General features: G+C 72.3%; 20 protein-coding genes and 1 tRNA gene. 14 read left to right on the plus strand and 7 right to left on the minus strand.

Annotated features, from left to right (window positions below; genetic code table 11):
- Window position 1 precedes the first annotated feature (1 nt).
- Together IF00_RS0107405 and IF00_RS0107410 are read left to right on the plus strand one after the other, a co-directional pair.
- Entirely contained in the window at window positions 2-1117 is a 1116-nt protein-coding gene (locus IF00_RS0107405) for a P1 family peptidase (protein WP_030315544.1), read from the plus strand.
- 110 nt (window positions 1118-1227) lie between these two features.
- The gene (locus IF00_RS0107410) at window positions 1228-2070 is read left to right on the plus strand and encodes a DUF6227 family protein (RefSeq protein WP_245234455.1); all 843 of its coding nucleotides are present in this window, start codon (window positions 1228-1230) and stop codon (window positions 2068-2070) included.
- A gap of 52 nt (window positions 2071-2122) precedes the next feature.
- On the opposite strand, the gene IF00_RS47780 is transcribed toward IF00_RS0107410, so the two are convergent.
- A complete protein-coding gene (locus tag IF00_RS47780) occupies window positions 2123-2572 on the minus strand; it encodes a hypothetical protein (protein ID WP_051819950.1) in 450 nt (149 codons plus the stop codon).
- A gap of 560 nt (window positions 2573-3132) precedes the next feature.
- Between IF00_RS47780 and IF00_RS47595 the strand changes: the two genes are divergently transcribed.
- On the plus strand, window positions 3133-3261 hold the full coding sequence (locus IF00_RS47595; protein ID WP_280922606.1) for a hypothetical protein: 129 nt from the start codon (window positions 3133-3135) through the stop codon (window positions 3259-3261).
- Window positions 3262-3485: 224 nt separating this feature from the next.
- Here IF00_RS47595 and IF00_RS0107430 read toward each other — a convergent pair whose 3' ends face one another.
- Window positions 3486-5018 (minus strand): MFS transporter, encoded by a 1533-nt coding sequence (locus IF00_RS0107430; protein WP_030315547.1) that lies wholly within the window; start codon window positions 5016-5018, stop codon window positions 3486-3488.
- A gap of 62 nt (window positions 5019-5080) precedes the next feature.
- Here IF00_RS0107430 and IF00_RS0107435 point away from each other — a divergent pair, with 62 nt between their 5' ends.
- A complete protein-coding gene (locus IF00_RS0107435) occupies window positions 5081-6040 on the plus strand; it encodes a helix-turn-helix transcriptional regulator (RefSeq protein ID WP_030315549.1) in 960 nt (319 codons plus the stop codon).
- A gap of 73 nt (window positions 6041-6113) precedes the next feature.
- On the opposite strand, the gene IF00_RS0107440 is transcribed toward IF00_RS0107435, so the two are convergent.
- On the minus strand, window positions 6114-7115 hold the full coding sequence (locus tag IF00_RS0107440; protein WP_030315552.1) for a sigma-70 family RNA polymerase sigma factor: 1002 nt from the start codon (window positions 7113-7115) through the stop codon (window positions 6114-6116).
- 407 nt (window positions 7116-7522) lie between these two features.
- Here IF00_RS0107440 and IF00_RS0107445 point away from each other — a divergent pair, with 407 nt between their 5' ends.
- Window positions 7523-8611: a questin oxidase family protein gene (locus tag IF00_RS0107445; protein ID WP_037637706.1), complete on the plus strand. Its 1089-nt coding sequence runs from the start codon at window positions 7523-7525 to the stop codon at window positions 8609-8611.
- A gap of 51 nt (window positions 8612-8662) precedes the next feature.
- Here the strand turns inward: IF00_RS0107445 and IF00_RS0107450 are convergent, their stop codons facing one another.
- Window positions 8663-9469: a dioxygenase family protein gene (locus tag IF00_RS0107450; protein ID WP_051819957.1), complete on the minus strand. Its 807-nt coding sequence runs from the start codon at window positions 9467-9469 to the stop codon at window positions 8663-8665.
- 124 nt (window positions 9470-9593) lie between these two features.
- Here IF00_RS0107450 and IF00_RS0107455 point away from each other — a divergent pair, with 124 nt between their 5' ends.
- Complete coding sequence (locus IF00_RS0107455; protein WP_030315556.1) at window positions 9594-10082, plus strand: MarR family winged helix-turn-helix transcriptional regulator; 489 nt, start codon at window positions 9594-9596, stop codon at window positions 10080-10082.
- Window positions 10083-10179: 97 nt separating this feature from the next.
- Here the strand turns inward: IF00_RS0107455 and IF00_RS0107460 are convergent, their stop codons facing one another.
- Together IF00_RS0107460 and IF00_RS0107465 are read right to left on the minus strand one after the other, a co-directional pair.
- On the minus strand, window positions 10180-11709 hold the full coding sequence (locus tag IF00_RS0107460) for an MFS transporter (RefSeq protein ID WP_030315557.1): 1530 nt from the start codon (window positions 11707-11709) through the stop codon (window positions 10180-10182).
- Window positions 11710-11824: 115 nt separating this feature from the next.
- Complete coding sequence (locus IF00_RS0107465) at window positions 11825-12490, minus strand: TetR/AcrR family transcriptional regulator (RefSeq protein ID WP_030315558.1); 666 nt, start codon at window positions 12488-12490, stop codon at window positions 11825-11827.
- Window positions 12491-12909: 419 nt separating this feature from the next.
- Here IF00_RS0107465 and IF00_RS0107470 point away from each other — a divergent pair, with 419 nt between their 5' ends.
- A complete protein-coding gene (locus IF00_RS0107470; RefSeq protein WP_030315559.1) occupies window positions 12910-14181 on the plus strand; it encodes a M6 family metalloprotease domain-containing protein in 1272 nt (423 codons plus the stop codon).
- 6 nt (window positions 14182-14187) lie between these two features.
- Here the strand turns inward: IF00_RS0107470 and IF00_RS0107475 are convergent, their stop codons facing one another.
- Complete coding sequence (locus IF00_RS0107475; protein ID WP_030315560.1) at window positions 14188-15891, minus strand: class I adenylate-forming enzyme family protein; 1704 nt, start codon at window positions 15889-15891, stop codon at window positions 14188-14190.
- A gap of 232 nt (window positions 15892-16123) precedes the next feature.
- Here IF00_RS0107475 and IF00_RS0107480 point away from each other — a divergent pair, with 232 nt between their 5' ends.
- From IF00_RS0107480 to IF00_RS0107510, 7 genes are all read left to right on the plus strand, one after another.
- Window positions 16124-16660: a hypothetical protein gene (locus tag IF00_RS0107480; protein WP_030315561.1), complete on the plus strand. Its 537-nt coding sequence runs from the start codon at window positions 16124-16126 to the stop codon at window positions 16658-16660.
- Between the two features lie 132 nt (window positions 16661-16792).
- Window positions 16793-17629, plus strand: coding sequence for a DUF4097 family beta strand repeat-containing protein (locus IF00_RS0107485; RefSeq protein WP_030315563.1), 837 nt, complete (start codon window positions 16793-16795; stop codon window positions 17627-17629).
- Between the two features lie 410 nt (window positions 17630-18039).
- On the plus strand, window positions 18040-18501 hold the full coding sequence (locus tag IF00_RS41015) for a GtrA domain-containing protein (RefSeq protein ID WP_051819973.1): 462 nt from the start codon (window positions 18040-18042) through the stop codon (window positions 18499-18501).
- 239 nt (window positions 18502-18740) lie between these two features.
- Window positions 18741-21029 carry an MMPL family transporter gene (locus tag IF00_RS0107495; RefSeq protein WP_030315565.1) on the plus strand — a complete coding sequence of 763 codons (2289 nt, stop codon included), beginning with the start codon at window positions 18741-18743 and terminating at the stop codon, window positions 21027-21029.
- A 369-nt stretch (window positions 21030-21398) separates the two neighbouring features.
- Window positions 21399-22442, plus strand: coding sequence for an ATP-binding cassette domain-containing protein (locus tag IF00_RS0107500; protein ID WP_078944577.1), 1044 nt, complete (start codon window positions 21399-21401; stop codon window positions 22440-22442).
- On the plus strand, window positions 22439-23254 hold the full coding sequence (locus IF00_RS0107505) for an ABC transporter permease (RefSeq protein WP_030315567.1): 816 nt from the start codon (window positions 22439-22441) through the stop codon (window positions 23252-23254). Before IF00_RS0107500 ends, IF00_RS0107505 begins: the two co-directional genes overlap by 4 nt.
- 129 nt (window positions 23255-23383) lie before the next feature.
- Window positions 23384-23456 (plus strand) — tRNA-Arg (locus IF00_RS0107510).
- Window positions 23457-23533 lie beyond the last annotated feature (77 nt).

A 23533-nucleotide genomic window follows, 5' to 3' on the forward strand; every position in this document is an offset into this window, starting at 1 on the left:
CATGACACAGCCCGAACAGCACGGGACGACGGACTCGATCACCGATGTGCGCGGTCTGCGCGTGGGACACGCGCGCGTGGCGGGTGACGGGGCGCTGAGCGGTACGACCGTGGTGCTCGCGCCGGCCGGCGGAGCCGTCGCCGCCGTGGACGTGCGGGGCGGCGGACCGGGCACGCGGGAGACGGACGCACTCGACCCGCGCAACGTCGTCCAGCGGATCGACGCCGTCGTCCTGACCGGCGGCAGCGCGTACGGCCTGGAGTCCGCCGCCGGGGTGATGGCCTGGCTGGAGGAGCGGCACCGGGGCGTGCGGGTGGGCCCCGATCCCTCCCACGTCGTGCCGGTCGTGCCCGCCGCGTGCGTCTTCGACCTCGGCAGGGGCGGTGACTTCACGGCCAGGCCCGGCCCGGCGACGGGGCGGGCGGCGGTGGAGGCGGCCGACGCGAGCGGGGACCACGCGCGCGTGGAGACGGGCGCGGTCGGCGCGGGCACGGGCGCCGTGGTCGGCGGTCTCCGGGGCGGGGTGGGCACGGCGAGCACCGTCCTGGAGTCCGGGATCACGGTGGGCGCGCTCGTGGTGGTGAACGCGGTGGGTTCGGCCGTCGACCCGGCCACGGGTGCTCTGTACGGGAGTTACGGGAGTTACGGAAGTCACGGGGGCCCCGGGAGTCACGGGAGCTCCTTCGACGGCGGCCTGCCCTCCTTCCCCGATCCGGCGGTGCACCAGGCCGCGCAGCGGCGTCTCGCCGAGGCGCGGGAAGCGGCGGCCCCGCCCCCGCTGAACACCACGCTCGCCGTCGTCGCGACCGACGCCGTGCTGACCCGTGCCCAGGCGCAGAAGGTCGCGGGCACGGCACACGACGGCATCGCGCGCGCCCTGCGCCCGGTGCACCTCATGAACGACGGCGACACCGTCTTCACCCTCGCCACCGGGGCGCGCGAACTGCCGGAAGGTCCCGGTCCCCTGGCCCTGAACGAGATCCTGGCGGCCGGCGCCGAGCTGGTGACACGGGCGATCGTCCGGGCGGTGCTCGCGGCCCCCGGCGGCCTGCGCGGACCGGGCGGGGACTTCCCCTCGTACAGTGAGCTCTACGGCGGTCCGCACGCGGCGAACTGACCGCGCCCGGAGTCGTACTCCCGGTAACTGAAGGGGAGTTGAGCGGAAACGGCGCCGAGGGACCGGGAACTTCCCTCCGGCGCCCTTCGTTTTCCGGAACCCCGGACGCGATGCCGGACCCAGGGACTACGTTAAGCAAGCACCGAGTGACATGCGGCGACGGCCTGGAGACCCTCTTGAACGATCCGCAGGATCCTCACGATCCGTACGAGACAGCCGAGACGCACCTTGAGCGCCTCCTCGGCCGGGCGCTCAACTCCTTCGATCTGCCCGACTCGACCGTCGAGCGCCTCGGCGCGGCGCTCGCGCACTCCAGCGCGCTCCACTCCTCGCACCACAGCGCGTCGCTGCACCGCGCCACCTACCGCCACACCTATCTGCTGAGCGACGGCTCCGCCCTCAGCCTCTGGGAGCTCACGCACAACGCCGGCCGGGACGGCGCGGAGCAGCACGAGCTGTACGCCGAGGAGTCGGAGGCCCGGCTCGCCGCCTCCCGCCTCCCCACCGGCTCCCTGCCGGGCTGGACCGCCGAGCGCTCCGACGGCCGCGCCCTCGACGAGGACGACGACATGGCGCTGCTGAGCGCGCTGCTGGCCCGCCCGATACCCGCCCAGCCCCGGATGTACGTGCCGGACAACTCCGCCGACCACGCGCGCCGCGTCCTGCGGCGCGCGGAGAACGCGGACCGGCCGGGCCGGGCGACGGCCCGCCGGCTCCGGCTGGCCTTCGCCCACCACATCACCCAGGCCTTCGGCCGCCACTGCCCGGTGGAGGGGGGCCGGGACGCCGGATTCACCCTCTACGAGCACCAGTTCCTGCTGCTCGACGGCAGCGAGGCCAGTCTCTGGGAGGTCGAGCACACGGCGACTCCGGACGGACGTCACATGTGCGAGGTGTACGAGGACGAGCGCGCGGCCCGCGACGCGATGGAGTCCCGCTCCCGGGTCCGCTGACGTCCGCGCGGCCGTCCCCGCGCCCGTCCTCGCCCCCGTACGACTCCGGGTGCTAGACCAGCGCGGGGACGTCCGCCGCCTCCGACAGGCGCTGGACGGCGAACGCCCGGTTGGCGCGCGTCTGTTCGCGGTACGTCTCCGGCAGGTCCGGCAGGCCGAGCAGCCGGTCGCAGGCGGCGAGGGAGGCCGCGTACTCGCCGACCCAGTACGCGGTGATCGAGTACTCGAAGAGCAGCCCCCACCGGTACACCCAGGGCTGCATGAACAGCAGGTCGTCGGGCTGCTTCCGGTCCAGGACGGCGGAGACCACGGCGTGGGCCGCCCGGTAGCGGCGCATCGTCCGCAGCCGGGCGGCCAGCTCGTAGCAGGCTTCGAGGCGGTCCGGCCGTGACTCCCAGGCGCGGGAGAGCGCGTCCATCGCGGTCGGCCAGTCGCCGGACTCGGCGCGGAGGACGCCGGACTGGAGCAGGGAGTAGTAGACCTCCTCGCCCCAGCCGCCCATGGCCGCGCGCCGCTCGTAGAGCTCGGCGGCCCGTCGGCACGGCCGAGGTCGCGGAAGGTCTGCGCGAGATAGAAGACGGTGCGCGGATTCGCCGGGTCGCGCTCCAGCTCGGCACTCAGGAGGCGGGCGTCGCGCTCGAACGTGTCGTGGCGTGAGCCGCCGTCGGCGTAGTCCTCGATGACGAGGGCGTCGAGGTTCTCCTGGACGCGGTCCCCCTCGGCGGTCAGGTACTCGTGGGTGACACCTTCGTACCGCCATGGCAGACCGTCCCTGACCAGGCGTTTGATCCGGTACTCCAGCGCTCCCTCGTGGCGGAGCATGCACCCGTCGGCGGAGAGTTCGGGCAGCGGGCCCTCCTGGCGGAGGACGTGGTCGGCGTCGAGGAGCAGGAGGTAGCGCGTCCCGGACCCATCAAGTCCCCGCCACCGCGATCCGATGATCCGACAGGAAGCTCGTCATCATCGCTTCCGCCTTCGTCCCACCCCCCACATCGTGGCGTCGGCGACCGAAGCCGGCGGAGGAAAGGAGCATGCCTGCGTCCTGATCCCTGGACTCTGTCCATGTCCAAGCTCGGTCCGCTGCCCCGGCGGCGTGTCTGGGTGAGCGGCGGTGCGCCGGCCTCGGTCGCACTCGTCCTCACGGGCCTCGCGCCTTCGGCGTCGGCCTGGGCCGGCTCCCGCGGACTCTGACCCGCTCATGACGGAGCGGTGACACACCGAGGGGCGGTGCGATCGCCGATACCGCACCGCCCCTCGCGCCCGGCCCCGCGCCGGGACCGGGTCAGGGCGCCACGGCCACCCCGAGCCTCGCCCGCCTCGGCGACCTGATCCGGACATGACGAAGGGCCCTGCTCCCGGGGCGATTCCCGGGAGCAGGGCCCTTCCGCGGCCGCTGCAGTGCGTCAGCGGCCGGCTCAGTGCGCCAGCGCCGGCTCCTTCTCGATCACGGCGTCGCCGTCATCGCCGCCCTCCAGGTGCTGCTTCGGCTTCGCCGGAAGCGCGAACATCACCAGGAAGATCACGGCGAGCACGCCCGCCACCCAGCCCATCGCGTTCTGGAAGGCGTCGGCGAACGCCAGGCCCGCCTCGGTCGGGGACTTCGGGGCCGGCTTGCCGTCGATGACGCCGAAGAAGACCACCGACACCAGCCCGAGCCCGAGCGCGTTGCCCATCTGCCCGGTCGTGTTGATCAGACCCGAGGCCGACCCCGCGTGCTCCTTCGGCACCTCCGAAAGGACCGCGTCCGTCAGCGGCGCCACGATCAGCCCCATGCCGAGGCCCATGACCACCAGCGGCGGAATCATCTGCCAGGACTCGATGTCCGTCCCGTACCGGCCCGCCTCGAAGAGGTAGAGCAGCACGCCCGCGATCATCGTCAGCGCGCCCGCCTGGAGCACCTTCCGGCCGAAGCGCGGCACCAGCTTCTGCACCGAGAGGCCGGCCGCCGTCGACACGGCGATGGAGAACGGCACACCGGTCAGCCCCGCCCGCAGCGGGCTCCAGCCGAGGCCGATCTGCATGTACAGCGTCCAGACCAGGAAGAAGATGCCCATCACGACACCGAAGGTCAGCTGCACCGCGATACCCGCCGCGAAGCTCTTCACCTTGAACAGCGACAGCTCGACGAGCGGCGAGCCGTCCTTCTTCGTCTTGTACTTCTCGTACGCGATGAGCGCACCGAAGACGACCAGACTGCCGGCCATCATCACGTGGCCCCACAGCGGCCAGTCCAGCTCACGCCCGCGCGTCAGCGGGTAGATCAGCATGAGCAGCGCGGTCGTCACCAGGAGCACGCCGACCATGTCGAGGCGGAGGGCCTTCGGGGCCTTCGACTCGGTGATGAACTTGCGGCCCAGGAGCAGGCCCGCGATGCCGACGGGCAGGTTGATGAGGAAGATCGGGCGCCACTCCAGGCCCGCGATGTTCCACTGCGTGAGCAGCGCGCCGAGCAGCGGGCCGGAGACCGCGCCCAGACCGATGATCGCGCCGAACATGCCGAAGACCTTGCCGCGCTCGTGCGCGGGGAAGGTGACGTGGATGATCGACAGCACCTGCGGCACCATCATCGCGGCCGCCGCGCCCTGGAGCAGGCGGGAGCCGACCAGCATCTCCTGGTTGGCCGCGAAGCCGCAGAGGGCGGAGGCGAGCGTGAAGCCCGCCGTTCCGAGGAGGAAGAGCCGCTTGCGGCCGAAGATGTCACCGAGCCGGCCACCGGTGATCAGACCGGCGGCGAACGCGAGCGCGTAACCGGCGGTGATCCACTGGATGGCACCGAAGGTGGCGCCGAGATCCCGCTCGATGCTCGGGATCGCGATGTTGACGATCGTGGCGTCGACCAGGTCCATGAAGGCGGCCGTCATGACGATGGCCAGGGCTATCCAGCGTCGCTTGTCGGACGTGTCGGTGGGGGCCGCGTCCGTGACGGCGTCGGCTTCGTGTGCACTCATACGGAGAAGATAAAGGCCATCTAGGTCAAATGATGGCCTAGATGACCCTCATCCTGAAACGTATGACGGACACCCCGGTACGACTCCTGAATCTGCTCTCGCTCCTTCAGACCCCGCGTGAGTGGCCCGGAAGCGAGCTCGCCGAACGGCTCTCGGTCTCCCCGCGCACCATCCGCCGGGACATCGACCGGCTCCGTGACCTCGGCTATCCCGTCGAGGCGACGCTCGGCGCGGTCGGCGGCTACCGGCTCGTCGCCGGTACGGCCATGCCGCCGCTGCTGCTCGACGACGAGGAGGCCGTCGCCATCGCGGTCGGGCTGCGGGCGGGGGCGGGGCACGCGATCGAGGGCGTCGAGGAGGCGTCGGTACGGGCCCTGGCGAAGCTGGAGCAGGTGCTGCCGGCGCGGCTCCGGCACCGGGTCTCGACGCTCCAGAACGCGACGATCCCGCTGACGCGGGGGGACGGCGCGACGGTCACCCCCGCCACTCTGACCACCCTGGCCGGCACGGTCACCGGCCGCGAGAAGCTCCGCTTCGGATACCGGGCGGGCGACGGGGCCGAGTCGAAGCGCCTGGTCGAGCCCTACCGGCTGGTCTCCACAGGGCGCCGTTGGTATCTGGTGGCGTACGACCTGGGGCGGGAGGACTGGCGGACCTTCCGGGTGGACCGGGTGAGCGACCCGCTCGCCACGGGGGCCCGCTTCACACCGCGGGAGCTGCCCGCGGGCGACGCGGCGCAGCTCCTGGTGCGCTCCATGTCGCGGGCGCAGCCGGAACTCGACCTGGACGTCGCCTTCGAGGCTCCGGCCGACTTCGTCACGGCGCGGCTCCCCTCCCACCTGGTCCCGACGGCGACGGGCCCGACGACCTGCCGCCTCCGCGCCCGCTCGGCGGACTCGGTCGAATGGCTGGCCATCCGCCTCGCCCTGGTGGACGCCCCCTTCACGATCCACAGCCCGACGTCGCTGCTGACGTACGTGGAGGACCTGGGGGCACGGCTGACGGCGTCGACGGTGAGGTGAGGACGGCGCGGGCCCGGGGGCCGGGGGCTCGCCCCGGCCCCCGGCACGTGCCGGCACCGGGCCGCCGGCCGCCCTAGGCCACCGCGTCGAAGCCCGTGTCGTGCGCCATCTTCTTCAGTTCGAGGAGCGCGTGCTTCTCGATCTGCCGGATCCGCTCGCGCGTCAGGCCGTGCTGCTTGCCGACCTCCGTCAGCGTCCGCTCGCGCCCGTCCTCGATCCCGTACCGCATGCGGATGATCGAGGCCGTCCGGTGGTCGAGCTTGTCGATGAGGTCGTCGAGTTCCTCGCTGCGCAGCAGCGTGAGCACCGACTGCTCCGGCGAGATCGCCGACGTGTCCTCCAGGAGGTCGCCGAACTGCGTCTCGCCCTCGTCGTCCACCGACATGTTCAGCGAGACCGGGTCACGCGCCCAGTCGAGCACGTCGACGACCCGCTCGGGCTTCGTGTCGAGCTCGGCCGCGATCTCCGCCGGCTCCGGCTCGCGGCCGTGCTCGCGGTTGAACTCGCGCTGCACCCGGCGGATCCTGCCGAGCTCCTCCACGAGGTGGACGGGGAGCCGGATCGTGCGGGACTGGTCGGCGATGGACCGGGTGATGGCCTGGCGGATCCACCACGTGGCGTACGTGGAGAACTTGAAGCCCTTCGCGTAGTCGAACTTCTCGACCGCGCGCACCAGGCCCGCGTTCCCTTCCTGGATCAGGTCGAGCAGCGGCAGCCCGCTGCGCGGGTAGCGCCGGGCGACGGCCACCACGAGCCGCAGGTTGGACTTGATGAAGAGGTCCTTGGCACGCTCGCCCGCCTCGTAGAGCGCTTCGAGCTCCTCGCGGGACGCGCCGCCGGCCTCGGACTCCACCTCACCGTCGAGTATCTGCCGGGCGTAGACGCCCGCCTCGATCGTCTGGGAGAGCTCGACCTCCTTGGCGGCGTCGAGCAGGGGCGTGCGCGCGATCTCGTCGAGGTACATGCCGACCAGGTCGCGGTCGGCGATCTCCCCGCCCACGGCGCGAACGCTGCTTGCCCGTGCGGCCCCGCTCTTGGCGGAGGTCTGACGACGGGCGACGGCACGGGTTGCCATGCGTGCTCCCTTGCTGAGTAGGTCGCGACACCTTTTCGGGTGCCCTGCATCCGACGGAAACAACGACTGGAATCAGGACAGAATTCCCACCCGGCGCATGGATTTTCGCGATCATGCAGTATCCTGCGCGGCCGCCGCCCCTGTGGGCATGCCTTCGGCACCCACGGAGGCGCAGGTCAGACCGGGCACGGGGGGTGATCCGACGCCGCTCGCGGGGTCCCCGACCACACCGTCGGTGAGACCGCGATCACATGCGGCGTCATCCCTCTAGACGCGTGGGCGGGCCATCGGGTTGCCCGTGGACGGGCGGAGCCGTCTCGGTCTCCCGGACTAGGTCCCGGGCCGCCTCCCGGCCTCGGTCCCGAGCCCGTTACGGCCCGCCCCTCCCCCGCCCTAGCGTCGCCCCCATGAGCGACGCATCCGGCACCGACACATCCGGCACCGAAGCCGGCACGGCCCCTGCGGCCCCCGACGCCTCCGGCACCCTCGACGAAGCCCTCGAACGCCTCCACACCACGGGCCCCGAGCGCAACGGCTGGCTCACCAACCACGCCCCCATGGCCGTCGAGGCCCTGGTCCGCAACGGCCAGGCCCCGACCGTGCACCGCTGGCTGGACCACTACGCGCACAAGCTGGAGGAGCTGCCGCCCCCGTCCCGGCCGGTGACGGCCGACGGCTGGCGCGAGGCGCTCGGCGACCCGGCCCGGATCACCGACTGGACGCGCTTCTTCGGCCGCGAGCTCGCCGGGCGCCCCTGGCGGGAGGTCCTCGCCGAGTGGTGGCCCCGGCTGCTCCCGGGCATCTCGGCCTCGGCGACGCATCCCGTGATCCGGACCGGTCACGCCGTGCGGACCCTCCTGTCGTCCGAGGAGGCGTCCGGGGGCGGGGGAGCGACCGCCCCCCGCCTCGCCGAGCTCGCCCACGCCCTCGGCTACTGGGCGGCCCGCAACACGCCACTGCCCCCGCTCGCCGCGCTGTCCGTGGCACCCACGGCGGCCACCGCGCTCGACGCCGTACCGCCGGTTCCGGTACAGGAGGGCGGGATCCGTGACCGGCTCCCGCAGCTGACGGCGTTCCCGGTCTGGGGTGCGGCCGCGGACCCCGACACCGCGAAGGCCCTGCTCACCGAGCTGGTCACGGCGGCCACCCACCGGTACGCGACCCACGGCCACGGCGAGCCGATCATGCTGGTCCATGCGGCGACCGCGCCCAACGCGGTCCTGCGCGCCCTGCCCGCGCTCCCCCGCGAGCTGTGGGCGCCGAGTCTGGCGGCGGCGTGGACGGCGGCGGCCGCGGTGACCGCCGCGTACGCCCCGCCGGAGCCCGCCGCGTACACGCCCACGCTCCTCACCGCCGAGGAGGTCTTCGAGCGGGCGGCGGCACACGGCGACGACCACACGATCAAGTTCACGGACACGGCGCTCGACGTCGGCGACCCGATCGCCCTGGCCGCCGCGACCCGCTCGATCGAACTGAATCCACCGCTGCTCCGGTGAGCCCGTGCACGGCCCGGCCCGGCCCGAAAGGCGGACTCAGGAACCCGTCGGCTACCCGAACTGCACCGACCGCTTGGCGAGCCCCATCCAGAATCCGTCGATGACCGACCGCTCCTCGTCGAGGTCGCCCGCCGCGTCCGCGGCGCCCATCGTGACGAAGAGGGGGGCGAAGTGCTCCGTACGCGGGTGGGCGAGGCGTCCGGCCGGCGACTTGTGCTCGAAGTCGAGCAGCGCGTCCACGTCCTGCGCGGCGAGGGCCTCGTGCCCCCAGGCGTCGAACTCGGCCGACCAGCCCGGCACGCCGCCGCCGGTGTGGCGGAGCGCGGCCAGGTTGTGGGTGAAGAAGCCGCTGCCCACGATCAGGACGCCCTCGTCGCGGAGCGGGGCGAGCCTGCGCCCGATGTCCATGAGGCGGCGCGGGTCGAGGGTGGGCATGGAGATCTGGAGTACGGGGATGTCGGCGCCCGGGAACATCTCGACGAGCGGCACGTACGCGCCGTGGTCGAGGCCCCGGTCGGGGATGTCCTGCACGGGGTGGCCGGGGGCGCGGAGCAGCTTGTGGACGGCTTCGGCGAGCCGGGGCGCGCCGGGGGCCGCGTACCGGACGCGGTAGTAGTGCTCGGGGAAGCCCCAGAAGTCGTAGACGAGTGGGACGGTCTCGGTGGCGCCGAGGGCCAGCGGGGCCTCTTCCCAGTGGGCGGAGACCATGAGGATGGCCGTGGGGCGGGGAAGGCCCGCGGACCAGGCGGCGAGCTCTCCGGGCCAGACGGGGTCGTCGGCGAGCGGCGGGGCGCCGTGGGACAGGTAGAGGGCGGGCATCCGCGCGCGCGTGGCCTCTGTTTCCAGCGTGGCGTCCATGGCGACCACCTCCGGTTTCTCGGTCTCGGCAGGTTCTTGAAACTTCAAGCGTCCTGCCGTACACCGTAGACCTATGTAGTTCAACTTTCAAGAACGAGTCGTACGATTGGGCACCATGGGAGACATGACCGAACCCCGCTGGCTCACCGACGAGGAGCAGCACGTCTGGCGCGCGTACCTGCACGCCACCACGCTCCTGGAGGACCACCTCGACCGCCAGCTGCAGCGCGACGCCGGGATGCCGCACATCTACTACGGGCTCCTCGTCCAGCTCTCCCAGGCCCCGCGCCGCCGGCTGCGGATGACCGAGCTGGCGAAGAGCGCCAAGATCACCCGCTCCCGTCTCTCCCACGCCATCGCCCGCCTGGAGAAGAACGGCTGGGTACGACGCGAGAACTGCCCCTCCGACAAGCGGGGCCAGTTCGCGCGGCTCACGGACGAGGGCATGGAGGTCCTCCGGCAGAACGCCCCCGGCCACGTGGCCGCGGTCCGCCAGGCCCTCTTCGACCGGCTCTCCCCCGATCAGGTGAAGCAGCTCGGCGCGATCATGCGGGTCATGGCCGAGGGCCTCGAACCCACGGACGCGGACGCGGACCTGCCCTGGCTCCGCTGACCAGCAGCGGAACCAGGGCAGGCATCACACGACGTACGGGATCACGGGCACGGGATCACCGGCACGCGATCACGGGCACGCGACCGGATCTGCGGGATCAGTGCGCGATGACCGGCACCTTCACCTCGTCCTCCGCGCCCTCGCCGGACCCGGCGACGATCCCGGTGTCCGGCTTCCCGGTGTTGATAAGGGTGAAGGCGATCACGGCCGAGGCGGCCAGGATGCCGACGGCCCACCAGATGGCCGCCGTGTAGCCCTCGACCATGCCCTGGAGCTGCAGCAGCTTCTGCGCGGCCGGAGTGGTCGCCCCCGCCGCGTTGTCCGTGAGGTACGCGGTGGTCGCCGAGGCGGCGATCGTGTTCAGCAGGGCCGTACCGATGGCGCCGCCCACCTGCTGCGAGGTGTTGACCATCGCGGAGGCCACACCGGCGTCCCGCGGGTCCACACCGTGCGTGGCGAGCGACATGGCCGGCATGAACGCCGTACCCATGCCCAGACCGAGGAGCAGCTGCGCGGGCAGGATCAGACCGGCGTACGACGTGCCGACCTCCAGCTGGGTGAGCAGCAGCATGCCGACACCGGCGGTCAGGAAGCCCGGGGCCATGAGCAGCCGCGGCGGGACGCGGGTCATCAGCCGCGTACCGATCTGCGTCGAGCCGATGATCATGCCCGCGATCATCGGGAGGAACGCGAAGCCCGTCATGACCGGGGAGTAGCCCTTCACGACCTGCAGGTAGTAGGTCAGGAAGAGGAACAGCCCGAACATCGCGATGACCGCGAGGCCCAGCGACAGGTAGACACCGCCGCGGTTGCGGTCGGTCAGGACCCGCAGCGGCAGCAGCGGGGACTTCACCTTCGCCTCGGTCAGCACGAAGGCGCCCAGCAGCACCACGGAGCCGACGAACATGCCGATCGTGCCGGCGTCGCTCCAGCCCTCGGACTCGGCGCGGGTGAAGCCGTAGACGAGCGCGACCAGACCCAGGGTGGACAGGATCACACCGGGGATGTCGAGCGTGGAGCGGTTGCGGCTGCCCGCGGGCTCACGGATGACGAGGTACGCGCCGACGGCGGCGACGATCGCGAACGGGATGTTGACGAAGAAGGTCCAGCGCCAGTTCAGGTACTCGGTGAGGAAACCGCCGAGGATCAGACCCACGGCGCCGCCACCACCGGCGATCGCGCCGTAGATGCCGAAGGCCTTGGCGCGCTCCTTGGCGTCGGTGAAGGTCACGGCGAGCAGCGACAGCGCGGCGGGCGCGAGGAGTGCGCCGAAGGCGCCCTGGAGCGCGCGGGCGCCCAGCATCATGGCCTCGCCGGTCGCGGCGCCGCCGAGGGCGGACGCGAGGGCGAAGCCGATCAGGCCGACGACGAAGGTGCGCTTGCGGCCCCACAGGTCGGCGATGCGGCCGCCGAAGAGGAGCAGACCACCGAAGGCGAGGGCATAGGCGGTGATGACCCACTGCCGGTTGCCGTCCGATATCCCCAGGTCCTGCTGGGCGGAGGGCAGCGCGATGTTCACGATCGTCGCGTCGAGCACGACCATCAGCTGGGCGAGCGCGATGAAGACGAGCGCCTTCCAGCGGCCCGGATCGGGGTGGGTCACGGTGTTGTCGGGGACTTTCGGCATGGGGGTAGCCACCTCTTGGCGCGTACTGGTGAAAAAAGGACGTATAGGTAAGTCGGGCGGAGCGCGGGTTACGTAGGCCGGGCCCCCCGGGGGAGGACGCTCACGACGACGGCGCTCACGACGAGCAGGAGTCGCGTCTCAGGTCCTCCAGGGTCGCGGCCTTCCCGGGCAGCTCGGAGCGCGCGGGCGCCTCCAGGCCGTCGAGGAACAGCAGCAGATGACGGCGGACGAACTGGTCGAAGGCCGCGCAGCCCGATCCGGGCAGCGGTCGGGTGAGCTGGGAGAGCGCCACCATCAGGTCCCCCACGCCCACGTCGGTGCGCAGCCGACCGGCCCGCTGGGCCCGCTCGACGAGGCCCTGGACGGCCTCCTCCAGGCGGGCGCGCTCGGCGATCAGGTCGGGGTGGTCCTTGTCGAAGGCGCCGTCGAGCATCGGGCACAGGGCGCCGACGCGCTCGTCGGCGGCGCCGAGGGTGAACCGGCGGAGGGCGGCGAAGGTGTCGCTCTCCTCCTCGGCGGCCCGTTCGGCGACCTCGGTGACGCGGGCCATGAGCGAGAGGACGACCTCGTGGACGAGGTCGGTGCGTTCGGGGAAGTTCCGGTAGAGCGTGGCGTTCCCGACGCCGGCCCGGCGTGCGATCTCGTCGTAGGGCACCTGGGACCCGAACTCGACGAACATCTCGCGGGCCGCCGTCACGATCCGCTCGCGGTTGCGCAGGGCGTCCGCGCGCGGGCGGGGTACGCGCCGGGCGGACGCGGAATCGGCGACGGTGCTGGTCACGCCACGACCTCCTCTGAGGGTCATTCGGGGGGATCCCGGAAGCCGTCTCCGGGATATCCGGGGAGGGACTCCCCACTTCGCTGAACACAGTCATAAACGGGGACCTGGTCCCCGGTTATTTCCCCGTCGTCGTGTGACCTGAGCCACACACCCGGGACCTCCCGGAGCGCCCGCCCTCCGGTCCCCGAACAGACCCCGCGCGCCGGTCCCCGGCAGGTCCCCGGCCGGCCCTCGGCACGTCCTCGGCACGTCCTCGACAGGTCCCCGGCCGGCCCTCGGCAGGTCCTCGGCAGGTCCACCGATCGGGCCACCCGGCGCGCGCGCCGGAAGCGCTCGTCACAGAGTGATCGCACAGCGCGACCCCGCGAGCACCGGAAGGGGCCGTGCCGCCGACCTGCCCCCACCGGAGAGGCGCCCGTATGCAGCACCCCCGACGACGGATACGCAGACCCGTCGCCATGGCCGCGACCACGGCGCTCTCCCTCACGCTGCTCGCCTCCGCGAGCACCACCCTCCCCGGGCCCGCCCCGGCCTCGGCGGGCCCCGTGGCCGCCGCGCCGGACGGCGCCCAGCTGGGGCCCTGCCGGATCGCCACCATGATGGGCGTGCAGATGTCGGAGGGGCTCCCCACGGCCCCCGGGTACGTGCGCTCCACGGGCCGGGTCAGGGCCCTGAACCTGATGATCGACTTCCCCGACGCACCCGGGGACGGCACCGCGATGAGCCGCTTCCGCGAGTTCTTCCCGCAGACCGCCGAGTGGTTCCGCGTCAGCTCGTACGGGCGGCTGCACTACCAGCCCGAGGTCCCGATACCCGACTGGCTGCGCATGCCGAAGGCCTTCTCGGCGTACGGGATCGAGCGCGGCTCACCATACGAACCGGGCTACCGCTCCCTCGTCGAGGACATCGTCACGGCGGCCGACCAGAAGGTGGACTTCAGCGCGTACGACCTGGTCAACGTCCTGGTCACACCCAATGCCGGGCCCTCCGCCCTCGACACCGTCCTGTCCGTGACCTTCTCCGGAAACGACGACGCCCCCTACGCGGACGGCGTGCCCCTGGCCAACACGTCCTTCGTCTACAGCCGCCAGGACGACGGCTCCGGCAGCTTCGGGGAGACCGGCTACCGAGTCCTGCCGCACGAGAACGGGCACGTCTTCGGCCTGCCCGACCTGTACACCTCGGACGGCGGCGGGACCGTCGGCCACTGGGACATCATGTCCGAGGACTGGGGTGCCAACAACGACCTGCTCGGCTGGCACAAGTGGAAGCTGGGCTGGCTCGACAACGACCAGATCGGCTGCGCGTCCGGCACCGGCACCGGCGACTACACGCTCACCCCGCTGGCGGTCTCCGGCGGCCCCAAGCTCGCGTTCGTCCCGCTCTCCGACACGTCGGGGTACGCGGTCGAGGTCCGCAGCAAGGAGGGCAACGACGAGGCGGTCTGCGAGCACGGCGTCCTCGTCTACCGGGTGGAGTCCGACGTGGACACCGGCCACGGCCCGGTGACCGTCTCCGACAGCGAGCACGCGAGCGGCGGCTGCACACGGCGCGCCAACGTCCACGCGGAGCTGTCGGACGCGCCGTACCGCCCGGGAGAAACGTTCACGGACCGGGCCAACGGCATAAGGATCAGCGTGCTCGACGAGGACCCGAGCGGTACGTACCGGGTACGGATCACACGGAGCTGAGTCACCTCACGTGCCGCAGGCCAGGCTGCCCCGCAACTCCCGCTTGAGAAGCTTCCCCGTCGGGTTCCGCGGCAGTTCCTCCTCGCGTACGAGGACATGGGCGGGCACCTTGAAGGCGGCGAGGCGGGCGCCCACGTGCGCGCGCAGCTCGTCGATGCCGACGACGGCGCCGGGCCGCAGCCGGACGACGGCCGCGACCTCCTCGCCCAGGAGCGGGTGCGGTACGCCGAGGACGGCGGCGTCGACGACGTCCGGGTGCTGCTGCAGCACGTCCTCGACCTCGACGCTGTACACGTTCTCACCGCCGCGAATCACCATGTCGGTGAGACGGTCGACGATGGTCACCCGCCCGTCCGCGTCCACGCGCGCGAGGTCCCCGGTCCGGAACCAGCCGTCCTCGGAGAACGCGGCTCGGGTCGCCTCCTCGTTGCCCCAGTAGCCGCGGACGAGAGACTGCCCGCGCAGCCACAGCTCACCGACACCCTCGGCGTCGGGCCGGTCGATCCGCACCTCGGTGACGGGCGTGGGCCGGCCGACGCTGCCGGGATGGGCGCGGTACTCGGCCCCGACGTTGGACAGGACCCCGCCGCTGGTCTCGGTGAGCCCGTAGCCGTTGCGGGGCTCGAGCCGCTCCCCGTACCCGGCGGCGATCCCGTCGACGATGCCGGGCGGAGCGGCGGCGCCGCCGGTGCTGAGCAGGGTGAGGCTGTCGAGCGGGTCGCCGGTGGCACGGGCACGGGCGAGCAGCTGGAGGCCGGTGGTGGGGACACCCGCGTAGTGGGTGACCCGGTGCTCCCTGATCAGTTCGAGGGCCCGGCCGGCGTCCCACTTCCGCATCATGACCAGGGTGCCGCCGGCCGCCATCACCCCGTAGAAGGAGGTGAACGCGGCCACGTGGAAGAAGGGGAACGTGGTCAGCGACACGGGCACGGGCCCCGCCCCGGGCACGTCCCCGCGCGCGAGGGCGGCCGCGGCGGCGAAGTACCGCGGGTTCATGGCGGCCCCGGCCTGCGCGAGGTGGGTGGCGACGGCGCCCTTGGGGCGCCCGGTGGTGCCGGAGGTGTAGATGATGGTGGCGTCGTGCTCGGGCAGGACGTCGACGAGGGGCGGCCCGAGGTGCGGATCCGCGTCGGGGACGTACGGCACGAAGCCGGCCGCCGCTCCGGGAGCGCCGCCCTCGCCCTCCGCCGTGCCCGGCACGTCCGCCGCGCCTGCTCCGTCCGCGGCGTCCGCCGCGCCCTCTCCGTGGAAGACGATCCCGGGCACATGGTTCCTGGCGGCCCACTCCCGTACCCGCCCGACCCGCTCCCCGTCGACGAGGAGCACCGCGGGAGCGCAGTCGTCGAGGGCGTACGTGAACTCGTCCTCGGTCCACCAGGCGTTGAGGGGGACGGCGACGAGCCCGGCGAGCTGGGCGGCCCAGAAGGCGACGTGCCACTCGGGGTGGTTCCGCATGGCGACGACGGCCCGGTCCCCGGGCCGCAGCCCGTACTCCCCGACGAGCCGCCGGGCGAGCCCGCAGGCGGCGTCGAAGAACTCGCGGTAGGTCGTCCGCCCGTCCTCGGACACGAGGAACACCCGGTCGCCGTAGCCCCAGACGACCTCGACGAACTCCCTCAGCGTGCGGGGCCCGGAGGCGTACACCCCGTCCTCGACGGCGAAGGGAGCCCCGTCCGCAGTGAGCCGCTCGTCTCCACCTGTCGCCGCCACCGCATAACCCCCTGAGCATCCGCTCGTCGTCCCAGCGCGGCGACGCTATGCGCACCCCCGAACCGGGTCAACCCCGACGGCCCGCCACGAAGCGCCGGGGCGGGGCGGTGTGGCGGTTGCGGCGACTAGCAGTGGCCGCTGTGGCGCCAACCCGGCAACACTCTGGCGCACTGTGGCGCAACATGGCGCCAGATGACTTGCAATGGCGCCACGATGGTGCCACTATTGCGTCATGGACCTCACCCCGTACGTGGACAATCTCCGCCATGAGCTCGGCGTGGCCGCCCAGGCGGGCGGCGACGAAGCCCGCGCCCTGGCGGACCGACTCACCGGACAGCTCGAGTCGGCCGCCCGGCTGACCCTGCTCAACGCCCTGTCCGACGCGATGGACGAGATCACCCGCGACCTCGCGCCCGGCTCGGTCGATCTGCGGCTGCGCGGCCTGAACCCCGAGTTCGTGGTGACCGCGCCGCCGACCGCCGACCCCTTCGAGGAGGCCGAGGCCCTGCCGGCCCCGCCGCCCCCGGTCACGACCCCCGTGGAGGGCGAGGACGGCGCCACCTCCCGCATCAACTTCCGGCCGCCGGCCCAGCTCAAGATCCGGGTCGAGGAGGCCGCGAGCCGCGAGGGACTCTCGGTCAACGCCTGGCTCGTCAGGGCCGTGGCCGCGGCCCTCGAACCGGGCGCCACGGCGGGTCGCACCACCCGCAAGGGCACGACGGGCGTGGGCCCCGCCGTCGGCCAGGGCTTCACCGGCTGGGTCCGCTAGCCCGGCCCGCACATCCCGGCAATCCGGCGCCACCGGGGCTCACCCACGAACACCGGGCCCGGCCACATCACCGCCGCACCGAGGCACGTCACCCCGGCACTCACCTCTCCTCAGTCAAAGGACGGCACAGCCATGCCTACGTTCGACACCCCCGCACCCCTCTCCGCCACCATCGAGATCGAGATCGGGCGGGCCCGGATCGTCGCGGGCAAGCGCACCGACACCGTCGTCGAGGTGACGCCGAGCGACCCCGGCGACAAGCTCGACGTCCAGGCCGCCGCCGAGACCAACGTGTCCTGCACGGGTGGAAAGCTGCTGGTCAAGGGGCCCAGGAAGCGTTCGCTCTTCGGCAAGATCGGCGCGGTCGACGTGACCGTCGAACTGCCCGCCGGCTCGGACCTGACCTGCAAGACGGGCCTCGGCGAGCTGATCGGCGAGGGCCTGTTCGGGAACTGCCGCCTCACCACCGCCGCCGGAGACATCCAGCTGGACGAGGCCGCGGCCGTACGGCTGAAGACCTCGCACGGCGACATCCTCGTCGACAGCACCAGCGGCGAGACCGAGATCCACGGCTCCGGCCGGGTGCGCATCGGAAGGATCGACGGATCGGCGACGATCCGGAACCTCAACGGCGAGACCACGGTCGGCGAGATCACCGGCGAGCTGCAGGTGAACTCGTCCAACGGGCCCATCGGCGTGGGCCGTACGGAGTCCTCGGTGACCGCCAAGACCGCCAGTGGCGCCATCCGTCTCGGCGAGGTCGTCCGCGGCCGGATCACGCTCGACTCCGCCGCCGGGGGCCTCGAGGTCGGCATCGCCGAGGGAACGGCGGCCTGGCTCGACGTACGGTCCACGGCCGGCCGCGTACGCAACGAACTGGGTGCGGCGGAGGGCCCGGGCCAGTCCGAGGAGACGGTCGAGGTCCGCGGTCGCACGAGCGTCGGCGACATCGTCATCCGCCGCGCGTAGACGCCCGGAGACAACGAACCGAGGGGGAAGGAAGCCCGATGGAACGCGGATCACGGCCCAGCACCACCGGCGCTCCCGGCGCCACTCGCACCACGGGCACCACCGGAACCACCGGCGCTTACGGCAACCCCGGCGCCACCGGCGCTCCCGGCACCACTCGCACTCCCGGTGCCACCGGCGGTCTCGGCGCCACCGGCACCACGGGCATCACCAGAGCCACCGGCGCTTGCGGTACCCCCGGCGGTCTCGGCACCACCCGCACTCCCGGCGCCACCGGCGCTCCCGGCGCCACTCGCACTCCCGGTGCCACCCGCACTCCCGGTGCCACCGGCGGTCTCGGCACCACCCGCACTCCCGGTGCCACCGGTGCCACCGGTGCTCCCGGCGCCTTAGCCTCCTTCGTTCGCTTCGTGATATGCGGCGGCGGAGTCGGCCTCGCGTCCAGCGCGGCCGTCGCCCTGCTCGCCGCCCTCCTGCCGTTCGCCCTCGCCAACGCGCTGGTCACCGTCGTCTCGACGATCCTCGCGACCGAGCTCCACGCCCGCTTCACCTTCGCGTCGGGGCTCCGGCCCTCCGCCGGGCGCGGCCTGCTGCGCTGCGGCCTCCGCCACCACCTGCAGTCCGCCGGAACGGCCGCCGCCGCCTTCTCCGTGACCACGCTCGCGATGCTCGTCCTGCACGCGATCGAGAGCACGCCCGGTCTCGCCGTCGAGCAGACCGTCTATCTCTCCGCCTCGGGCCTCGCCGGCATCGGCCGCTTCCTGGCACTGCGCCTGTACGTCTTCGCCACGGCCCGCAAGCAGCCCGTGCCGGTCGCCCTCGACCTCCACCGGTCCCCGACGCGCCGCGAGTCGCTCACCACCGCGTCCTGACCCGACCGGGAGCGGCGGCGCCCCCGCCCCGTACCGTTCGCGCCTCTCGCGCCCCGTGCCTCTCGCCGCACCGCACGCGAGCCCACCTCCGTACCGCCCCCGCGCCGCCATGGCGCCATGGCGCCATGCCGTGCTGCCCCACCGACCCGGGCACGCACCCGGCCTCCCCGCCCCCGGGCCGCGAGCCCACTCGCCCTTTCACCCCGCCCGACCCTCAACCACCCGACGGGAGCCCCACCGTGGCTACGTTCCTCTCCAAACTGGGCCGCCTCGCCTTCCGCCGCAAGGGGGTGACGCTGCTGCTCTGGCTGCTGGCCTTCGTCGGCATGGGCGTCGCCGCCTCCTCCGCGCCGACGCCGCCCGCCGACACGTTCTCGATGCCGGGCACCGAGTCGCAGGAGGCCTTCGACCTGCTGACCGAGAAGTTCCCCGACGCGAGCGTCGACGGCGCCACCGCCCGGGTCGTCGTCCGCGCCCCCCAGGGCACGAAGATCACCACCCCCTCGACGCGCACCGCGGTCGAGCGTCTCGTCACCGGGCTGGGGACGTCGTCCCCCCAGGTGGTGGGCGTCGCCGACCCGTACAGCTCCCCGGCCGTCAGCATCAGCGAGGACGGGACGACCGCCTACATGGTGGTGACCTACAAGGTCCCCGCGGCGGCGGTCGACGACAAGGCGCACGATGCCCTCGACGCGGCCACCGAGCAGGCCCGCGAGGCGGGACTCACCGTCGAGGCCGGCGGTGACGCCGTGAAGATCGAGCAGGCCATGGGCGGCACCGGCGAGCAGATCGGCATCCTGGTCTCCGCGTTCGTCCTCGTTCTGACCTTCGGGTCGATGATCGCGGCCGGAATGCCGCTGATCACCGCGCTGATCGGGGTCGGCATCGGCATCTCGGGCATCACGGCCCTCGGATCCACCTTCGGCCTCTCCGGCACCACGGGAACCCTGGCGATGATGATCGGCCTCGCGGTCGGCATCGACTACGCGCTGTTCATCGTGTCCCGTTTCCGTGCCGAGCGGGCCGAGGGGCGTACCCCCGAGGAAGCCGCGGGACGGGCCGTCGGCACCGCCGGCTCGGCCGTCGTCTTCGCCGGTCTCACCGTCATCGTCGCCCTCGCCGGGCTCGCCGTCGTGAACATCCCGATGCTCACCAAGATGGGCCTGGCCGCGGCCGGCACGGTCGCCGTCGCCGTACTCGTCGCGATCACGCTGGTCCCCGCCCTCCTCGGCCTCGCGCCGGTCAAGGTGATGGCCCGCAAGGGACGTCTGCGGTACGCCGTGAAGCCACTGTCGGACCGTCAGCGGCGCAGGGCGGCCCGGCACGAGGCGAAGGCGGCCCGGAACACGAAGCCCAACCTGGGCACCCGCTGGGCCCGTTACGTCCTGCGCCACCCCGTCGTCGTCCTGCTCGTCGGCGTGATCGGCCTCGGCACCATCGCCGTACCTGCAGCGAGCCTGGAGCTCGGCCTGCCGGGCGAGGGCCAGATGTCGACGCAGACGACCCAGCGCAAGGCGTACGACCTGCTCTCGGAGTCCTTCGGGCCCGGCTTCAACGGCCCCCTGACGATCACGGTGCAGACGAAGTCCACCGGCGGCGCCGGGACCGCGGGTGCCGGCGCGGGCGCCAAGGCCGCCGGCGACACGATCGGCAAGGCCCTCGCGAGGACGCCCGGCGTGGCCTCGGTCTCCCCGGCCACCGCCAACAAGGCGGGCGACACCGCGATCCTCACCGTCGTCCCCGCCACCGGCCCGACCGAGAAGAAGACCGAGGAGCTGGTCCACGCACTTCGCGACATTGCCGACGACCTGGAGCGGAGCACCGCCTCGCGGATCCTCGTCACCGGCCAGACGGCCATGTTCATCGACTTCTCGCAGACCCTCGACGACGCGCTCCTGCCCTATCTGGCCCTGGTCGTGGGGCTCGCCTTCCTCCTCCTGATGGTGGTCTTCCGCTCCGTCCTGGTCCCGCTCAAGGCGGCCCTCGGGTTCCTGCTCTCGGTGGCCGCGGCACTCGGCGCGGTCGTGGCGGTCTTCCAGTGGGGCTGGCTGGCCGACGTCTTCGGCATCGACGCACCGGGCCCGATCATGAGCACGATGCCGATCTTCATGATCGGGGTGGTCTTCGGCCTCGCGATGGACTACGAGGTCTTCCTGGTCAGCCGGATGCGCGAGTCGTACGCCCGCGGCGCCCGCCCGGGCGAGGCGGTCGTCGACGGCTTCCGCTACGGCGGCCGGGTGGTCGGCGCGGCCGCGGTCATCATGATGAGCGTCTTCTCGGGCTTCATCGTGGAGGACAACGACTTCGTGAAGATGATCGGCTTCGCCCTCGCGATCGCGGTCCTCTTCGACGCCTTCGTGGTCCGGATGGCGATCGTGCCGGCGCTCTTCGCCCTGCTCGGCAGGTCCGCCTGGTGGCTGCCGACGTGGCTGGACCGGATCCTGCCCCGGGTGGACGTGGAGGGCGAGAAGCTCGCCACGACGCAGTCGGCGCCACGCGCGCCGCGGGAGAGCACTCTGGTCGGCTGAGCGCCTCGTAGACACCCCACCCGTAGACCCGACAGCAGGCGCCTCATGGCACCGGCCCGCCCAGGCCGGCGCCATGGGGCGCCTTTGCGCCGGAGGGGCGGAGCCGGGCGAAAGCACAGGTCAGAGCCGCAAGGCGCCACGTGGCGACACCAGAACACAAGAGTGGCGCCACTATGACTCGACATGGCGCCATCACTGTGCCACGATGATGGCGCAAGCACGGCACGGAGTGGCGCCAAACAAACGCCACTCCACGACCGAGCGCCACGCACAAGCCTCACCGCCCAGCCCAGCCCCACCGCTCGACCCCAGCATTCGACACGGCCCAGCACCGCCCCCCGGCCCCCAGAAGAGAAAGGCCCGCAGACCATGAGCACCACGAACCACCCCACGCACACGGCCACCGCAGCCGCAGCGGCCCCCGGCACGCGCTCCACGGCGATCTCCGCGACCGGCCTGCGGAAGTCGTACGGCGACAAGGTGGTGCTCGACGGCATCGACCTGCGGATCCCCGAGGGCACGATCTTCGCCCTGCTCGGCCCCAACGGCGCCGGCAAGACGACGACGGTCGAGATCCTCTCCACCCTCATCACGGCCGACGGGGGCGAGGCCCGGATCGCGGGCCACGACGTGAAGTCCGACGCCGGCTCGGTACGCACCCTGATCGGCGTCACCGGCCAGTTCGCCGCCGTCGACGGGCTGCTGACCGCCGAGGAGAACCTGCTCCTCATGGCCGACCTCTACCACCTGAGCCGCAGCGAGGGCCGGCGCCGCACCGCCGAGCTCCTGGAGCGGTTCGACCTGTCCGAGGCGGCCCGCAAGAACGTCGCGACCTTCTCCGGCGGCATGCGCCGCAAGCTGGACCTGGCGATGACGCTGGTCGGCCGGCCGCGGATCATCTTCCTCGACGAGCCGACCACCGGCCTCGACCCGCGCAGCCGCCGCGACATGTGGGAGCTGATCAGGGACCTGGTCACGGAGCAGGGCGTGACGATCTTCCTCACGACCCAGTACCTGGAGGAGGCCGACCACCTCGCCGACCGCATCGCGGTGCTCGACCACGGCAAGCTCGTCGCCGAAGGCACGGCGGAGGAGCTGAAGCGGCTGATCCCCGGCGGCCACGTACGCGTCAGGTTCGCCGACGAGGCCCATCTGGCCACGGCGGCCGCGGTGTTCGGCATCGCGACCCGGGACGACGAGGCGCTCGCCCTGCAGATCCCCAGCGACGGCTCGGTCACCAACCTCCGCGCCATCCTCGACGCCCTGGACGGCACCGGGGTCCAGGCGGAGTCGCTCACCGTCCACACCCCCGACCTCGACGACGTCTTCCTCACCCTCACCGGCAGGCAGAACGCCCCCACCGTCCCCGCCCCGTCCACCGCCACCACCACCCAGAAGGAGTCGACCCGATGAGCACCGCGACCCTCGCCCCGGCCAAGCCCACCCGCTCGTACGCCCTGCGCGACTCCCTGACGATGCTGCGCCGCAACATCAAGCACATGCAGCGCTACCCGTCGATGACGATCTCGATCCTCGTCATGCCGCTCCTGATGCTGCTGCTCTTCGTGTACGTCTTCGGCGGCGCGCTCGGCGCCGGCATCGGGGCGGGCGGCGACCGCGGCGACTACATCAACTACCTGGTCCCCGGCATCATCCTGATGGCCGCGACCTCGGGGGCCGTGGCGACGGCCGTGTCGGTCTGCACCGACATGACCGAGGGCATCGTCAACCGCTTCCGCACGATGTCGATCTCCCGCGGCTCCATCCTCACGGGCCACGTCATGGGCAGCGTCCTCCAGGTCGCCGCGGTCCTGGTCCTGGTCACCGGCGTCTCCCTGGCGATCGGCTTCAGGCCCGACGCCTCGGTCGTCGAGTGGGCGGCCGCCGCGGGCCTGCTCCTCTTCCTCGCCTTCGGCATGGCCTGGCTGTCCGCCGCGATGGGCATGGGCGCCAAGACGGTCGAGTCCGCGAGCAACGCCCCGCTTCCGCTCACCTTCCTTCCCTTCCTCGGCAGCGCGGTCGTCCCCCCGGAGTCCATGCCGACGGCCCTGCGCTGGTTCGCCGAGTACCAGCCCTTCACCCCGATCAACGAGACCCTGCGCGGCCTCCTGCTCGGCACGGAGATCGGCAACGCCGGCTGGATCGCCCTGGCCTGGTGCACCGCCCTCGCCGCCCTCGGCTACTTCTGGTCCCGCGCGGTCTTCAACCGCGAGGTGACCCGCTGACCCCACCGGCCGACCAGCCGGCCGACCACAAGCGGAGGGCGGCCCCGGGAAACGATCCCGGGGCCGCCCTCCACAACACCCCATCACCTCAGCACGCCCCCACGCCCGTCCGCTACGCTGTCTCCGTCCGCCTTCGTAGCTCAGGGGATAGAGCACCGCTCTCCTAAAGCGGGTGTCGCAGGTTCGAATCCTGCCGGGGGCACAGACGAGAAGACCATCCGGTGACGTCACCGGATGGTCTTCGTCGTGTCGGCCGCGCGTATCCCGTAGCCGACCGGA

The organism is Streptomyces flavochromogenes, from assembly GCF_000717595.1.
GTDB lineage: Bacteria > Actinomycetota > Actinomycetes > Streptomycetales > Streptomycetaceae > Streptomyces > Streptomyces flavochromogenes.

What these genes read in the sequence shown, in the direction of transcription:
- IF00_RS0107405 (WP_030315544.1), top strand. Translation starts at nt 2, where the DNA reads ATGACACAGCCCGAACAGCACGGGACGACGGACTCGATCACCGATGTG.
- IF00_RS0107410 (WP_245234455.1), top strand. Translation starts at nt 1,228, where the DNA reads ATGCCGGACCCAGGGACTACGTTAAGCAAGCACCGAGTGACATGCGGC.
- IF00_RS47780 (WP_051819950.1), bottom strand. Translation starts at nt 2,572, where the DNA reads ATGGGCGGCTGGGGCGAGGAGGTCTACTACTCCCTGCTCCAGTCCGGC.
- IF00_RS47595 (WP_280922606.1), top strand. Translation starts at nt 3,133, where the DNA reads ATGTCCAAGCTCGGTCCGCTGCCCCGGCGGCGTGTCTGGGTGAGCGGC.
- IF00_RS0107430 (WP_030315547.1), bottom strand. Translation starts at nt 5,018, where the DNA reads ATGAGTGCACACGAAGCCGACGCCGTCACGGACGCGGCCCCCACCGAC.
- IF00_RS0107435 (WP_030315549.1), top strand. Translation starts at nt 5,081, where the DNA reads ATGACGGACACCCCGGTACGACTCCTGAATCTGCTCTCGCTCCTTCAG.
- IF00_RS0107440 (WP_030315552.1), bottom strand. Translation starts at nt 7,115, where the DNA reads ATGGCAACCCGTGCCGTCGCCCGTCGTCAGACCTCCGCCAAGAGCGGG.
- IF00_RS0107445 (WP_037637706.1), top strand. Translation starts at nt 7,523, where the DNA reads ATGAGCGACGCATCCGGCACCGACACATCCGGCACCGAAGCCGGCACG.
- IF00_RS0107450 (WP_051819957.1), bottom strand. Translation starts at nt 9,469, where the DNA reads ATGGACGCCACGCTGGAAACAGAGGCCACGCGCGCGCGGATGCCCGCC.
- IF00_RS0107455 (WP_030315556.1), top strand. Translation starts at nt 9,594, where the DNA reads ATGACCGAACCCCGCTGGCTCACCGACGAGGAGCAGCACGTCTGGCGC.
- IF00_RS0107460 (WP_030315557.1), bottom strand. Translation starts at nt 11,709, where the DNA reads ATGCCGAAAGTCCCCGACAACACCGTGACCCACCCCGATCCGGGCCGC.
- IF00_RS0107470 (WP_030315559.1), top strand. Translation starts at nt 12,910, where the DNA reads ATGCAGCACCCCCGACGACGGATACGCAGACCCGTCGCCATGGCCGCG.
- IF00_RS0107480 (WP_030315561.1), top strand. Translation starts at nt 16,124, where the DNA reads ATGGACCTCACCCCGTACGTGGACAATCTCCGCCATGAGCTCGGCGTG.
- IF00_RS0107485 (WP_030315563.1), top strand. Translation starts at nt 16,793, where the DNA reads ATGCCTACGTTCGACACCCCCGCACCCCTCTCCGCCACCATCGAGATC.
- IF00_RS0107500 (WP_078944577.1), top strand. Translation starts at nt 21,399, where the DNA reads ATGAGCACCACGAACCACCCCACGCACACGGCCACCGCAGCCGCAGCG.
- IF00_RS0107505 (WP_030315567.1), top strand. Translation starts at nt 22,439, where the DNA reads ATGAGCACCGCGACCCTCGCCCCGGCCAAGCCCACCCGCTCGTACGCC.